Raw genomic sequence first — 15488 nt, forward strand, 5'->3', positions numbered from 1 at the left:
ACTTTAAGAACTCGTAAACAAACAGATTGCTTCGTGCCTCGCAATGACGGAAAGTCATCCCGAGAAACAATAAATCACACGTCATTACGAGAAAGAATGACGAAGTAATCTTAATATTCAAAACTCACGAAATACAGATTGCTTCGTACCTCGCAATGACGGATGATTTATCTTCAATGAAGAGATAATTAAAAAAAGGTGTAAAAAAATACGAGTGGTTTTTACACCACTCGTATTATAATAAAATTAAACTAAAGGCAACAATATAACCGCTGTGGTACTTACTCCTTCTTCGCTTTTAAAAAATAATGTTCCGTTGTTTTTCTTAATTAGTGTTTGACATAATAACAAACCTAATCCGATTCCTTTAGAACGATCTATCTTATCGATAGATAAATCTTTTAACGCATTAATTTTTTGAAGTTTTTCTTCAGACATTCCAATACCTGAGTCTTTAATTTCAATACGCGCATGCGCTTCTGAATGTATTTCTGTTTTTACAGAAATGCTTCCAGAACCATCCATATATTTTACTGAATTATCTATTAAGTTTCTAATTACTATTTTTAACGATTCTTTGTCTGTTAAAATAAGAACACCACTTTCTAAATTACTAGAAATTGAAATATCTTTTGCTTCTGCTAAATCTTCATAATCATATAAAACATGTTCAATAATAGGTTGTAAAACATGTTCTTCTTGAGAGAAATTTAGCATATTACTTTGTTCTAACGACCAATGCAATACATTATTTAATAAGTGACTCGTACTTTCGGTAACTGCAATAGCCGATCTTGTAGCTTCTTTAATTGCAGGTAAATCATTGTTCGCAATATGCTTTGCTAATTTTTGGTGTTGCCTCTTTATCATATTTATAGGCGAACGTAAATCGTGCGACACTACCGAAAATAAATAATCTTTTGTTTTGTTCGCTAGATTTAAAGCTTCTTTTTGTTCCGTAATGAGCCTATTTTTACTTTGTAGTTTTTTATAAAAAAAAGCCAAACCTCCTAAAAACACTAACAGCCCAGAAGCACCAAAAAGCAGTCCTTTTTGGACTACTTTTTGACGCTTTATTTGCTCATCTTGCACTACTATTTCTTGTTGTTTTTGCGCAACTGCTATTTTTTTATCTTTCTCTGTAAGTTCCCATATACGATCTCTATTTGTAATAGAATCTTTCCATTTAACAAACTCTCTATAATAACCAACGCTTTCTTTGTATCGTTTTCTATTGCGCTCTACAACTGCCATATTTTGTGTTGTAAGTTGTTTTAACTCAAAATCAGAAAATACTTTAGCTAAACCATAGGCTTCTTTAAATAAAGGAATTGCTTCGTTATCTAAATATTGATTATAATATACATTCGCTAAGTCCATTTTTGCTCTAATGATAGAAGCTGTATCATTAGGTTTTATAAAAGAAAGCTCTTTATTAAAGAAAATTTTAGTTTTTTTAAACTCTTTTTTATGTAAGTGACATAGAGCTAAATTATGATACATCGCCCTTATTTGACTATTACTTGCTGTTGTGTCTTTAGATATCCATTCCTCAATATTCTCTATTGATTTATCATATTCTTTTAAGTTTACATAAACATTACCTAATAAGTATATTTTATTTAATTCATAATATTTATCATTAGACATCAAAGACAAGCTTGATAGTGATTTTTTATAAAGCCTTTTATAGTAAGCACTATAAGCAAGGATGTAGTTCAAAAAATCTTTTTCCTTTGTTTTTTTGGTTAATAACAATGCTTTATTTGAATATGTATAACAAGAATCATACTGTTTATTCTTATAAAAATTAAATGCCTTACAAATAATTTTATTTTTATCACAAAATTCAACACTTTTTTCAAAAAGAAAATTAGCCTCATTGTTTTTTTTCTCTTGTGAAGAAATTAATGAGGCTATGCTCAAAAATATAACTACAATGTTTTTTTTAAACATAAAACTATAATGTTGGAGGCGGTGCTGTTACTGGAGCAGTTACAGTTCCTCTATCAGTTTCAGGATCTTCATCTTCATCTCTAACCCAAATAACATCCGCAGATGCCCCTTGTTCTACTTTGTATGTAAATTGAACATAATACAAATCAAAATTACCTGCTACTTCATCACAATTAAATTCTACACGAAATTCTCTTCCTTGTACAGTATCGAATCCTCCTTGTTTGTTTAAAACCTTTACTGGGTTAATACCATAATAATTTAAATAAATTTCATTTCCTTGTAACTGTAAACCACTAGTGTTTTCTACAGGGTTTAATGTATTGTCTGGTAAGTATGCTAAAACAGTTACCGTATAAGGTGTATCATTACTATCTTCTGCTCCTGATATATTTACTAAAGGTCCAGTTGGCTTACTCGCCGCTGGAATATTAGACACAAATTTTTCAAATTTCTTTAATGTTAATGTTACTCCGTTAGTTGTTGTACTCATTTTATTATTGTTTGGTTAGGGTTTAAATCTACAACAAAAAATGATTTTTCTGAAAGTCTTATGTTAGAAAAAATTATATTCCCTAATAAAAAAGTGTGAAGCGAGTATTCGTCTGTTGGAATTGTTAAAAACACAACCACTATTGGGAGTATTGTTGAAATTAAAATATATTTTAATTGAAAACACCCAAACGAAGTTTGTGATGATATAAACTCTTTATAGTATTGGAACTAACGATAAATAGATTGCTTCGTGCCTCGCAATGACAAATTACAACGTCATTACGAGGAAGAATGACGAAGTAATCTCTTTGCAGAGCAGAAATAACCTTAGGCAGATTGCTTCGTGCCTCTCAATGACAAATAACACGTCATTACGAGGAAGAATGACGAAGTAATCTCTTAATAGCATTAGAACTAGCCTTGGGTAGATTGCTTCGTGCCTCGTAATAAAAATATATTCGTCATTACGAGGAAGAATAACGAAGTAATCTCTTAATAGCATTAGAACTAACTTTAAGCAGATTGCTTCATTTCGTTGCACTGCATTCGCAATGACTAATTAGAAAGTCATTAGGAGGAACAACGACGAAGTAATCTATTAGTCATATTAGAACTAACCATGAGCAGATTACTTTACTTTGTTCGCAATGACGTTTACACTAAAAAGTCTTTTAATACATCTGCAATTTTACGATTGTCTGATAATTGTGGTATTTTATTTTGTCCGCCAAACTTTCCTATCGATTTCATATACTCATGAAATCCTCCTTTTTTCACTCTTCTTATAATTAGTGGTTGTAAGATTTTACCTGTAATTAAATCGAAATAATATACATTTTGGCTTTGCATAGAAGCATCAATCTTAGCCGCTAATTCTTCTATATTATCTGGTTCATTTTCAAACTCTATAAACCATTCATGATATGGCAATCCGCTTTCAGGATTTACTTGTGGAGCTACTGTAAACTCACTTATATTTACATTAGTTCCTACAATGGCATCATTTAATGCTTTTTCTACTTCTTTACCTATAACATGTTCACCAAAGGCAGATATAAAATGTTTTATACGACCTGTTACTTTTATTCTGTAGGGTTTTAACGAGGTAAACTCAACAGTATCACCAATATTATAGCCCCAAAGTCCTGCAGAAGTGTTTAAAATAATTGCATAATTAACACCTAATTCTACATCCTTTAAAGAAATACGTGTTGGATTTTCATCAAAAAACTCAATTGCCGGTATAAACTCATAAAAAATACCAGAGTTTAATTGTAGTAACATTCCTTTTTCGGTTTGTGAATCTTGATAAGCGATAAATCCTTCTGATGCCGGATAGAGTTCTATATAATCGATCTTTTTTCCGATTAAAGTTTCAAATTTATTTTTATAAGGCTCAAAATTTACACCTCCATACACGAAGAAATTAAAATTCGGAAACAACTCTGAAATCGTTTTTCCTGTTTTATCAATTAGTTTCTCAAAATACATCTGTACCCAAGACGGAATTCCGCTAATTACAGACATGTCTTCATTTATTGTTTCTTCAACAACTTTATCAACCTTAGTATCCCAATCTTCTATACAGTTAGTTTCCCAACTTGGTAAGCGATTTTTTAATAAGTAGTTCGGTACATAATGTGCTGCAATTCCGCTTAAGCGACCCAACTTTATACCGTTCATATCTTCTAAAACCGGACTTCCCTGTAAGAAAATCATCTTTCCGTTTACAAAACTAGCATCATTTTTTTCAGCTGCATAAAACAACAAAGCGTTTCGTGCTGCCGTAATATGAGTTGGCATTGATTCTTTTGTTATCGGAATATATTTTGCTCCAGAAGTAGTACCAGAAGTCTTTGCAAAATACAACGGTTTTCCTTTCCATAATATATTTTCCTCTCCGGCAACCATTCTATCTACATAAGTACGCAATCCTTCATAATCATTTATTGGTATGCGTTTTTTAAAATCCTCATAATTATTGATAGAAATAAAATCGTGATCTTGACCAAAGGCTGTCTTACAACCTTCTGTTACCAAATACTGAAAAACCTTCTCTTGCGTTTCATGAGGTTTATTTGCCCATTTATAAACTTGTTTTCGTACTTGTTTTGCAAAAGGAATTGCTAGGATAGATTTGATACTCATCTTAATTTTTTAATATTTTAGGTTCAATAAATTCAATTATCTACATTAAAAATAATCGTTTAACCTCATCTATTTTTTATTACTGAAAATCTACGTAATCTGTTGGATCAACTGGAAAACCGTTGTTCCATAATTCGAAATGTAAATGCGGACCTGTCGTTAACTCACCTGTAGAACCAACACTTGCAATAGCTTCCCCAGATTCTACAATATCGCCTTGTTGCTTTAACAAAGTTCCGTTATGCTTATAAACAGATATAAATTTATTGGTGTGCTGTATGGTTATTACATATCCTGTTTCGGCAGTCCATTCCGCCAAAATTACTGTTCCGTCTGCAATAGCCTTTACAGGAATACCTGTTTGTGCAACAATATCGATGGCATAATGTTTATCATCCATATTAAATCCTTGTGAAACGCTACCTGTTAATGGAGAGAAAAACACAACTTTAGCTCTTCCTACTCCTCCTTCCAACAAAGGAAATCGGTCTTTACCTTCAACTTTTGCTCTAAATAAAGAATCTTGCTTTGTAGCCTCTAACTTACTTTCATCAATTACAATATTTTGGGCTTCGGTTTTTAAAGAATCTATTTTTTCAGGAGCTATCTCACCTGTTAAAACAGGTCTTAATGCCTGGGTATAACGCTCTATAATTGCCAGTCTGGTTTTTAAAGAATCTGCTTCATAGATCAATCTGGTTGCTTTCTTCTTTAATGTTGTAGATGAATAACCTGGTATATATTCTCGTAAACTTGTAAAGGCTATTAACAAGGATGTTAAAACAATAAGTAATACAGAAAATAAACTTCCAAAAACAAATACATTTAATCGCGATAATTTTAATGAAAATTTTTCTTGAAAAGTGTTTTCATTTAAAATTACCAATCGGTATTTATCAGTAAGTTTTTGCTTAAGCTTTCGCTTTTTTTGAATTTTAGCCACTTTAATACTAATTTGAGATTCAAATATACAACGAAAAAATTTTGAAACTATTTTTTATATAAATTACAACGTATAACATATACTACAAAATAAAAATATTACTTTTTATAGAAGTTCATATCATCGATATATTGCCAAACATTTGCAGATAATAACGGTTGAATGTTTTTTTGATTTTTAACTCCGTTACGAATCATGGTAGATGATATTTGTACAATTGGCGCAGTTACCCTCTTAATTTTGGTGTTTTCTTTGAATTGGTTTTCAACAATCCCTTCTGAAATTCGCGGGTATACGTAAATATTATAATCTTCTAAAATAGCTTCAAAATTTCGCCATTTATGAAAACTTTTCAGATTGTCTTCACCCATAATTAAATTAAAGTGATGATCTGGGTGTTTTTCTGAAATGTGCGCTAGGGTGTTTATGGTATAATTAGGTTGTGGTAAGTTAAACTCAATATCAGATGGTTTAATCTTCGGATATTCTTTCGTTGCTAAATACACCATTTCTAAACGGTGATGATTATCTAACAAAGAGCTTTTCTTTTTAAACGGATTGTGAGGTGTAACAACCATCCATATTTCATCTAAATCTGAATTTTCAACCATGTGATTTGCAATAATCAAATGCCCTATATGAACAGGATTAAAAGTTCCGAAATACAATCCGATATTTTTCATGCCTTTTTTAAAAAAAGTTTTTTATTGAAAAGCTACTTAACTTAAACCTAAAAAATCACTTACTAAATCTTCAGCTTCTTCTAAAGCAACTTCTAATTCGTAATTTTTTATAATTTTATCAAACTGAGGCGCTGTTGCCAGTTCTACTGATGCTTTAGCAATGCGCATGTTAATTTTATCTTCACTTTCAGTACTTCTTTTCTTTAAGCGAATTTTAAGTTCATCAACACTAGGTGGTTTTACAAAAACAGCTAATGTTTCTTCTGGAAATTTGTGCTTTATACGTAAACCGCCAACTACATCAATATCGAAAATAACGTGCTTATTTAAAGCCCAAATACGTTCTACTTCTGTTTTTAAAGTTCCGTAGAAGTTATCGCGATATACTTCTTCCCACTCTAAAAACTCATCTGCTTTTATTTTGTCTTTAAAATCTCTTGTAGATATAAAATAGTAATCTTTTCCATCAACTTCAAAACCTCTTGCTTCTCTTGATGTTGCTGATATAGAAAATTCTAAATTAAATTTTTCTTGCTTTAGTAAATGGCGAACAATTGTTGTTTTACCTGATCCTGAAGGGGCTGAAAACACAAATAATTTTCCTTTAAAATCTTTAGACATTTTATAAAACGTTTAAAATTTGTTCTTTTATTTTTTCTAACTCGTCTTTCATTTGGATCACTATTTTTTGCATCACGGCAAAGTTAGCTTTAGACCCCATGGTGTTTACTTCTCTACCAATTTCCTGAACGATAAAACCTAATTTTTTTCCGTTAGAATCGGCAGTATCTAATTGTTCTAAAAAATATACTAAATGATTTCCTAAACGAACTTTTTCTTCGTTAATATCTAGCTTTTCTAAGTAATAAATAAGCTCTTGCTCGAAACGATTTTCATCAATTTCAACCTTTAATTCTGTTAAAGCTTTTTGCAAACGTTCTTTTACGTTTTCTATTCTTTCTCCGTCTAACTTTTTAACTTCCTCTAAAGCTGTATCAATATTTGCTATTCTTAACTTAAAATCGTCTTCTAAAGACTTAGCTTCATCTGTTCTGTAAGCTATAATTTCTTTTAAAGCTTCGTCAATATGAGTATCAATCTGAGTCCATTCATTTTCATCTAACTCCTCACGCTCAGTTTTTAAAGCATCTGGCATTTTTATTGCCATTTTTAAGAGTTCTACATCTTGTATAGAAGCAATTTTCATTGTATTTCTTAACTGGGCTACATAATTTTCAACAACTGCTTTATTTACTTTAGTTGATGTTACTTCTGCTGTTGTTTCGACATAGATAGAAAAATCTATTTTACCTCTTACCAAGTTACTAGCTAATTTCTTACGAACCGCTAATTCTTTTTCTTTATAATAAGATGGCATTCTTGTATTTAAGTCTAAATTCTTACTGTTAAGAGACTTAATTTCAATGGTTACTTTTTTAGAAGGTAAATGTAATACGGATTTTCCATAACCCGTCATAGACTGTATCATATTGTCAATTTAAAAGAAAGGGCAAAGATACATTTATTTATTTTTAACTGCTACTCGTTTGGTTACCAAAAAGACACCTAAAAAGATAAGAAGAGTGGCTGCTATTTTTACCAAATTTAAACTATCACTACCTACAATTAAAGCATAAATTGAGGCAATAACTGGTTGTAAATAAATAAAAACACTTACCGTTGTTGGCTTTAATTTTGACAATGCAAATAAATTAAAAAGATACGTTATACAAGTTGTAAATAACACAACAAACCCAACTTTTAAATAAATTGACATTGGCATTAAGTGCCATTGAACTTCAGTTAACTCTGAAAAACCAAAAGGAATTACAAACAGTAAACCGAATAAGTATAACCATTTTACAAACACTATTGGATTGTATTTTTCTATTAACTTTTTTGCTTTTACTAAATACATTCCATAAGAAGCTGCATTAACAAACACCAAAAAATTACCCAACATCATATTTTTAGCATCTACATTGGGTGAACTACCGTAAGCTATTAAGACTACGGCTCCTATTAACCCAATAACTACTCCTGCTATCTTTCTTAAAATTAATTTTTCTTTTAAAAGGATACTTGCAAATATTAAAACCAAAATAGGCGATGTTACCATCATTACAGAGGCACTAATTGGCGTAGTATAACTAAGGCCTTTAAAAAAAGTAAGCATATTAAACCCGACTCCAAAAAAAGCCGCAATCATAATATTCTTATAATCTGATTTCTCAATTGGTTTTGCCTTCACAAAAACACCCAATAACCAAAAAATCATAGCCGCAGCTCCTACACGAATTAAGATAAAACCAGACGGTTTTATATATAGCGGCATTACTTCTTTTGCTACTGTAAATGTAACACCATAAATAAGTGTAGCTATTGACGTTGCTATTAATGCTAGCGTTCTTTGATTCATTTTTTATCTCATATAATAAGAAAGCAAAGATGAAAAATATTCTACTTCTTTTTTGGTTATTTTTTAGTTAAGTAAAAATATTGAACTAGTTATAATAAAATGTTGAATTTTCATAAAAAAAGCACTGCGTTTGCAGTGCTTTTTAAATTAATATTTCAGGAAATTAATCTACCAAAGGCGGTATTCTTAATACTTGTCCTGGATAAATCTTATCTGGATGTGATAACATTGGCTTATTTGCTTCAAAAATTACAGGATACCTCATTGCATCACCATAAAATTCTTTTGCTATTTTACCTAAAGTATCACCACTTACAACTGTATGAAACTTTGCCATTGCTGCAACATCAATCTCTTCAACCTCGGCAACAGTCATATTATCTTCTACAGATGCAATGCCGTTTGTATTACCAACAACTAAAACCACTTTCTCTTTTGTAGCTAAATCTGAAGCTTCTCCAGAAACAACTGCTGTATCACCGTCAATATCTATTGATAAATTTTCTACAGAAAATTCTAATTTATTTACTGCATCTATAAGTTTAGCCGATTTTTCAGTAGCTTCCTCTTCTGTTGTTTTTCCGATACCAAATACTTTGGCACCAGCATTTTTAATAAATGAAAAAATTCCCATTATTTTTTTGATTTTTTTTAAATTAATAATTCACTTTATATTTACTAATATACACTTTTTATGCCATTTTTAATTATTATGACAATGATTTTCAAAATCAGAAGTTAACTCCAAACCTAATAGACAACAAAAAAGCCACACTTTAAAAGTATGGCTTTTCTTAATTATTATAATGTGTGAAATTTATTCTTCAAATGAATTCCACCCTTGCGCTTTTAATGCAATTTCTTGATCTGCTCTAGTTACCAAATTCACACCTTGATTTTCTTCAACCATATGACCGATAATTGATAAATTAGGATTTGCCTTTATTTTATCAAAGTCAGCAAGTGGCACTGTAAATAACAGCTCATAATCTTCTCCTCCACTTAAAGCTATCATGGTACTATCCATATTAAACTCTTCTGAGGTAGAAATAACTTGCGGATCTAACGGTAATTTTTCCTCATAAATTTTACAACCTAATTTACTTTGCGAACAAATATGCATCACTTCAGACGACAATCCATCAGAAATATCAATCATTGCTGTTGGCTTTACATCTAATTCTTTTAACAATTCAGAAATATCTTTACGCGCTTCGGGTTTTAATTGACGCTCAATTAAATACGTATACTTATCTAAATCTGGTTGATTTTGTGGATCTACCTGAAACACTTGTTTTTCTCTTTCTAAAACTTGCAACCCTAAGTACGCAGCACCTAAATCACCAGATACAACTATTAAATCAGTCGCTTTCGCTCCGTTTCTATAAACAATATCCTCTTTTTTTGCCGATCCTATTGCCGTAACAGAAATTAACATTCCTTTAGTTGAAGAGGTTGTATCTCCTCCAATTAAATCTACTTTATAGGTGTCGCAAGCTAATTGCACACCTGCGTACAACTCCTCTAATGCTTCTAGTGGAAAACGATTAGAAACAGCTATTGATACTGTAATTTGTTCTGCAACACCATTCATAGCATATACATCCGATAAATTTACCATTACAGCTTTGTAACCCAAATGTTTTAAAGGCATATAGCTTAAATCGAAATGCACACCTTCTATTAACAAATCAGTCGTTATTAATAGCTCTTTATCTGACGAACTTATAACTGCTGCATCATCACCAATTCCTTTTTGAGTTGATGAATTGTATATTTTAAAATGTTCCGTTAAATGGTTTATTAATCCGAACTCTCCTAGTTCGGCTAATGATGTTCTTTCTTGGTTTTTATCTTCTAACATTTTGCAAAGGTACTAAACATAGTTTTTAAACAAAACCAAACAATTTTTAAATTAAAATGGGGTTTAACTATTTATAACTGTTTTATAAATAGTTATTCTTTAACTTTATCCTTTTAAAACAAATAATTATGATCAATAAGATTACATCTGTTCTTTTACTCTCTTTATTACTATTTTCTTGTACTTCAAGCGAAAACATTAATAATGATAGAGATGGTGACAAGGTAGTTAACTCTGCAGACAATTGCCCAGATATATCAAACGAAGACCAATTAGATACAGATGGTGACGGAATAGGTGATGTTTGTGATGATGATGATGATAATGACGGAATAAAAGACGACATGGATAATTGCCCATTAATATCTAATTCTGACCAAAAAGACACAGATGGCAATGGGAAAGGTGATGTTTGCGATAATGATAATGACGAGGATGGAATAATTAACTCAATCGATAATTGCCCAAATACCGCTAACTCAGATCAACTTGATACAGATGGTGACGGAATAGGTGATGTTTGTGACGATGATGATGATAATGACGGAATAAAAGACGACATGGATAACTGCCCTTTACTTAAAAACCCTGACCAAAAAGATACTGATAACGACGGAATAGGTGACGTATGCGACGACACTCCTTTGGAAAACAAAATACCTTGCGTGTCTGGTATGGCAGGAATATATCCTTGTAATAACTACGATTTACTTTTAAACATTCCTCTAAGTACTTTCGGTGCCACAGAAGGAAATGATTCTTGGGGATGGACAGATCCTACAACCAATAACGAATATGCAATAATGGGTGTAGAAAACGGAACTGTTTTTATTGATATAACAGACACTAACAACCCTGTATATTTAGGTAAATTACCTACAGCAACAGTTAATAGTTCTTGGCATGATATAAAAGTATACAAAGACCATGCTTTTATTGTAAGTGAAGCAAACAACCACGGAATGCAAGTTTTTGACTTAACAAAACTAAGAAATGTTTCAAACCCTCCTGCTAATTTCTCTGCAGACACACATTTTACCGAATTTGGTAGTGCACACAACATCGTTATCAATGAAGATTCTGGCTACGCCTATCCTGTAGGAACAAGTAAAACAGGCACTTATAAAGGAGGTCCTTTATTTATCAATATACAAGACCCTAAAAACCCTAAAAGCGAAGGTGGATGGGGAACTGATAATTACAGTCACGATGCACAAGTAATAAACTACAACGGTCCGGATGCTAGATATATTGGTAGAGAAATTTTAATAGGAAGTAACGAAAATGAAGTTGTACTTGTTGACATCAGCGATAAAGCAAACCCTGTAAATATTTCTAGAATATCATACGCAAATGTTGGTTATACACATCAAGGTTGGTTTACTGAAGATACAAAATATTTTATTTTAGGTGATGAATTAGATGAACAACGTTTTGGAAACAAAACAAGAAATATTATTTTCGATTTTACCGATTTAGAAAATCCTAAAGAACATTTTACTTATCTAGGCCCAACTGCTGCAATAGATCATAACGGATATGTAAAAGGGAATACTTTTTATCTAGCTAATTATACCGCAGGTGTACGTTTTATCGATATTTCTAGTATAGAAAGTAAAAGCATAACAGAAACTGGTTACTTCGATACTTACCCAAGTAATAACGGCGCTAATTTTAATGGTGTTTGGAATGTGTATCCTTATTTTAGTAGTGGTAAAATAGTAATAAGCGATATTAACAAAGGTTTATTCATTGTAAAAAAACAGTAAATGTTTAAAAAAACTCTCTTCTTATCACTCTTAATAATGCATGGTTGTAGTAATGACACCAACATACCATTACCTGCAAAAACAGTACAAGTTGATTTTGTTAAAACTTATGGTGGTGCAAAAAATGAAAACGGAAGAAGTGTTGTTGAAACTTCGGATGGTGGTTATATTGTTTTAGGCTTCACACAAAGTATTGATGGTGATATCGTCACAACAAAAACGACTGTTCAATATGATTATTGGCTTTTAAAATTCAATCAAAATGATGAATTGCAATGGCAAAAAACATACGGAGGTTCAAACGACGAGAAAGCTTATAAAATTATTCAAACTAATGACAATGGCTTTGCCGTCATTGGCTACAGTAAAAGTATCGATGGAGATTTAAACTCTAATCAAGGATTTGAAGATATTTGGATTTTAAAGCTAGATACAACAGGAAATATTCTTTGGAAAACAAGCACAGGGTTTTCAGGTACAGATCAAGGTTTTAGCTTAATTCAAACCTCAGACAATGGCTATTTTATTGCAAGTATATTAGACGTAACAGCATCCGGAGGTTTAGGTAACGCAAAAACAGCATCAAGACATGCAGGTGGCGATTATTGGGGAATAAAGCTAACTACTAACGGTACAATTGAATGGCGAAAATATTTTGGTGGCACAAATACGGATACTTGTTATGATGTAACAGAAACTACTGATGGTTATTTAATGATTGGTTCTTCTGATAGCGCTGATGTTGATATTACAAATAACAAGGGCGGTTACGATTTTTGGGTCGTAAAAACTGATAAAACAGGCACCTTACTTTGGGAGAAATCATTTGGCGGTGATGAAATTGACGAAGCCAGAGCAATTACAACAACCGATGATGGTAATTTTATAATTATTGGAGACACTCGTAGCGCTAACAAAGATGTGACACAAAATAATGGAGGAGCAGATTTATGGGCTATAAAAATAACTTCGGATGGTGAATTAATTTGGCAAAAAAATTACGGTGGTGCTAGCTTTGATGTTGGCCGTTCTATTCGTAAAACCATCGATGGTGGCTTTCTTATTTCAGGAAGCTCAAGAAGTGGTGATAACGGATTTACCAACAAAGGGCAAAATGATGCTTTAATTCTTAAAATTGATGCAAACGGAAATCAGCAATGGCAAAAAACTATTGGTGGCACCGAAATAGATTTTTGTTACGATGCAATAGAGCTTACTAACGGAAATATTATCGCTGTAGGCGAAAGCAGTAGCAACAATCAAGATATAGTAACAAACAAAGGTTTTTCTGACTTATTAATCATCAAATTAAAATAAAAATGAAACAATATATAGTCCTTTTCTTAAGCATATTTTTTTTCTCTTGCAGTTCAGACAGTGACGAATTAATTAAAGAAGTTAATGTTAAAATAAATTTTACTCAAAATTGGGATGGTGCCTCTTTTGAAAAATCAGATTTAAGCAACACAGAACTCACCAATAAATTAGGAACTAAACTTACTATTGATAAATTACGTTATTTAGTATCAAAAATCACCTTAACAGATGCTGCTGATGGAATTACTGTTTTTGAAGGGTATAAATTAATTGATTTAAGCGATGAAGAAAGTTTAGTATTTAGTCCGTCATTAAAAATAACTGAAGGAAATTATAGCTTAGCCATAACTTTTGGTTTTAATAACGATGATAATACTGACGGGGCGTATGCCGATTTAAATACAGCTTCTTGGAATGTTCCGATGATGTTAGGTGGCGGTTATCATTTTATGCAATTAGATGGAAAATATAAAGATGATGTTCCTAATGAAAACCCTTATAACTTTCATGTAATTAGAGCTTACAACACAACAACATCAACACCCGAAGATACTTCTTTCGTTGTAAATTTAGGAAGCGTAAATATTAAAAGTGATGCTAACATAGAGGTTAAAATGAATATTGCAGAATGGTTTAAAAACCCTAATAATTGGGATTTAAACGAAAAAAACACCAACTTAATGATGGATTTTGATGCTCAAAAGCAAATGTCTGCAAACGGTAAAAGCGGAGTTTTTAGCTTAGGGACAATCTCTCAATAAACATATATGATAAAAAAAAGTATATCCATTTTATTACTACTTCTTTTAATGAGTTGCTCATCAAAAGAAGAAAATGATGTATATACTGCTATACCAGTAAATTTAGAGATTCCCGAATTATTTCGACAAAAAATAATTGCAGCTATAATTCCTACAAACAATCCGTTAACTGAAGAAGGAATTGCTTTAGGTAAAAAATTATTTTTCGATAAAATATTATCACAAAATAATACACAATCATGTGCAACTTGCCATAATCCTACAAAAGCCTTTACAGATAATACTCAATTTAGCGAAGGTGTAGATGGATTACTTGGCAAGAGAAACTCGATGCCTTTATTCAACTTAGCTTGGAATTTCGATGAACGTTTTACTTGGAGCGGAAAAGAACTTAGTTTAGAGCGACAAGCGTTAGAGCCTGTTCGAAATCCGATAGAAATGCATAGCAAATGGACAAATGTTGCTGAACGCATTAAAAACCATCCAGAATACCCAACATTATTTCAACAAGCTTTCGGAAATACAAAAATAGACTCTATTTTAATTACCAAAGCAATCGCTCAATTCGAAAGAACACTAATTTCCGGAAATTCTAAATTCGATCAATTTTTACTCGGAAAAACAACATTAACTCCGCAAGAACAAAACGGATTTGATGTTTTTATGGATGAAACTCGTGGCGATTGTTTTCATTGTCACGGAAGTAATAACAATCCGTTATGGACCGATAATAAATTTCACAACAACGGTTTAGATGCTGTTTTATCTGACTTAGGTTTAGGCGCTGTAACTGGCGACCCAAATGACAATGGTAAATTTAAATCTCCCTCTCTTCGTAATTTAAAATTTACTTCACCTTACATGCACGACGGTCGTTTTGCCACTTTAGATGACGTTATTAGTCATTATTCAACAGGGTTAAAATCATCTCCGACGATTGATCCTTTAATGAAAAAAGTAAACGAAGGTGGCGTACACCTTTCTGAAAACGATAAATCTGACTTAAAAGCATTTTTACTTTCGCTATCTGATAATGATTTTGTTAATAATTTAGATTTTCAAGAGTAATCAGAAAATCTAATAAATCTATCAAAAAACACAATGACGAGTTGTGTACTTAACTGATACTTATA

The 15488-nt window shown here is 31.7% G+C and carries 14 protein-coding genes and 1 pseudogene; 5 read left to right on the plus strand and 10 right to left on the minus strand.

The features are described from left to right. Positions 1 to 246: 246 nt before the first annotated feature. The 10 genes from ACQ629_RS06975 to thiL all read right to left on the minus strand — a co-directional run bounded on the left by ACQ629_RS06975 (position 247) and on the right by thiL (position 10508). On the minus strand, positions 247 to 1650 hold the full coding sequence (locus ACQ629_RS06975; RefSeq protein WP_483703498.1) for a tetratricopeptide repeat-containing sensor histidine kinase: 1404 nt from the start codon (positions 1648 to 1650) through the stop codon (positions 247 to 249). A 310-nt stretch (positions 1651 to 1960) separates the two neighbouring features. After that, positions 1961 to 2449: a hypothetical protein gene (locus ACQ629_RS06980; protein ID WP_483703500.1), complete on the minus strand. Its 489-nt coding sequence runs from the start codon at positions 2447 to 2449 to the stop codon at positions 1961 to 1963. Positions 2450 to 3105: 656 nt separating this feature from the next. After that, entirely contained in the window at positions 3106 to 4599 is a 1494-nt protein-coding gene (locus tag ACQ629_RS06985; RefSeq protein WP_483703502.1) for a GH3 auxin-responsive promoter family protein, read from the minus strand. Between the two features lie 79 nt (positions 4600 to 4678). Beyond that, complete coding sequence (locus ACQ629_RS06990; protein ID WP_483703504.1) at positions 4679 to 5542, minus strand: M23 family metallopeptidase; 864 nt, start codon at positions 5540 to 5542, stop codon at positions 4679 to 4681. A gap of 98 nt (positions 5543 to 5640) precedes the next feature. Continuing rightward, on the minus strand, positions 5641 to 6225 hold the full coding sequence (gene nadD / locus ACQ629_RS06995; protein WP_483703506.1) for a nicotinate (nicotinamide) nucleotide adenylyltransferase: 585 nt from the start codon (positions 6223 to 6225) through the stop codon (positions 5641 to 5643). A gap of 36 nt (positions 6226 to 6261) precedes the next feature. After that, a complete protein-coding gene (gene gmk / locus ACQ629_RS07000; protein ID WP_483703508.1) occupies positions 6262 to 6846 on the minus strand; it encodes a guanylate kinase in 585 nt (194 codons plus the stop codon). A gap of 1 nt (position 6847) precedes the next feature. Beyond that, positions 6848 to 7714, minus strand: a complete 867-nt coding sequence (locus tag ACQ629_RS07005; RefSeq protein WP_483703510.1) for a YicC/YloC family endoribonuclease — start codon at positions 7712 to 7714, stop codon at positions 6848 to 6850. 33 nt (positions 7715 to 7747) lie between these two features. Beyond that, the gene (locus tag ACQ629_RS07010; protein WP_483703512.1) at positions 7748 to 8644 is read right to left on the minus strand and encodes a DMT family transporter; all 897 of its coding nucleotides are present in this window, start codon (positions 8642 to 8644) and stop codon (positions 7748 to 7750) included. A gap of 163 nt (positions 8645 to 8807) precedes the next feature. Then, on the minus strand, positions 8808 to 9278 hold the full coding sequence (lysM, locus tag ACQ629_RS07015; RefSeq protein ID WP_483703514.1) for a peptidoglycan-binding protein LysM: 471 nt from the start codon (positions 9276 to 9278) through the stop codon (positions 8808 to 8810). A 183-nt stretch (positions 9279 to 9461) separates the two neighbouring features. Continuing rightward, the gene (gene thiL / locus ACQ629_RS07020) at positions 9462 to 10508 is read right to left on the minus strand and encodes a thiamine-phosphate kinase (protein ID WP_483703516.1); all 1047 of its coding nucleotides are present in this window, start codon (positions 10506 to 10508) and stop codon (positions 9462 to 9464) included. A 128-nt stretch (positions 10509 to 10636) separates the two neighbouring features. Here thiL and ACQ629_RS07025 point away from each other — a divergent pair. From ACQ629_RS07025 to ACQ629_RS07045, 5 genes and pseudogenes are all read left to right on the plus strand, one after another. Next, positions 10637 to 10876, plus strand: a pseudogene (locus ACQ629_RS07025) (thrombospondin type 3 repeat-containing protein); the annotation flags it as partial. Then, the gene (locus ACQ629_RS07030; RefSeq protein WP_483707176.1) at positions 10853 to 12277 is read left to right on the plus strand and encodes a choice-of-anchor B family protein; all 1425 of its coding nucleotides are present in this window, start codon (positions 10853 to 10855) and stop codon (positions 12275 to 12277) included. The pseudogene ACQ629_RS07025 and the gene ACQ629_RS07030, both read left to right, overlap by 24 nt. Next, positions 12278 to 13594, plus strand: a complete 1317-nt coding sequence (locus tag ACQ629_RS07035; RefSeq protein WP_483703518.1) for a hypothetical protein — start codon at positions 12278 to 12280, stop codon at positions 13592 to 13594. 2 nt (positions 13595 to 13596) lie between these two features. Next, positions 13597 to 14355 carry an MbnP family protein gene (locus ACQ629_RS07040; RefSeq protein WP_483703520.1) on the plus strand — a complete coding sequence of 253 codons (759 nt, stop codon included), beginning with the start codon at positions 13597 to 13599 and terminating at the stop codon, positions 14353 to 14355. Positions 14356 to 14361: 6 nt separating this feature from the next. After that, a complete protein-coding gene (locus tag ACQ629_RS07045; RefSeq protein WP_483703522.1) occupies positions 14362 to 15423 on the plus strand; it encodes a cytochrome-c peroxidase in 1062 nt (353 codons plus the stop codon). Positions 15424 to 15488 lie beyond the last annotated feature (65 nt).

Source organism: Tenacibaculum sp. SM2510, from assembly GCF_057002845.1.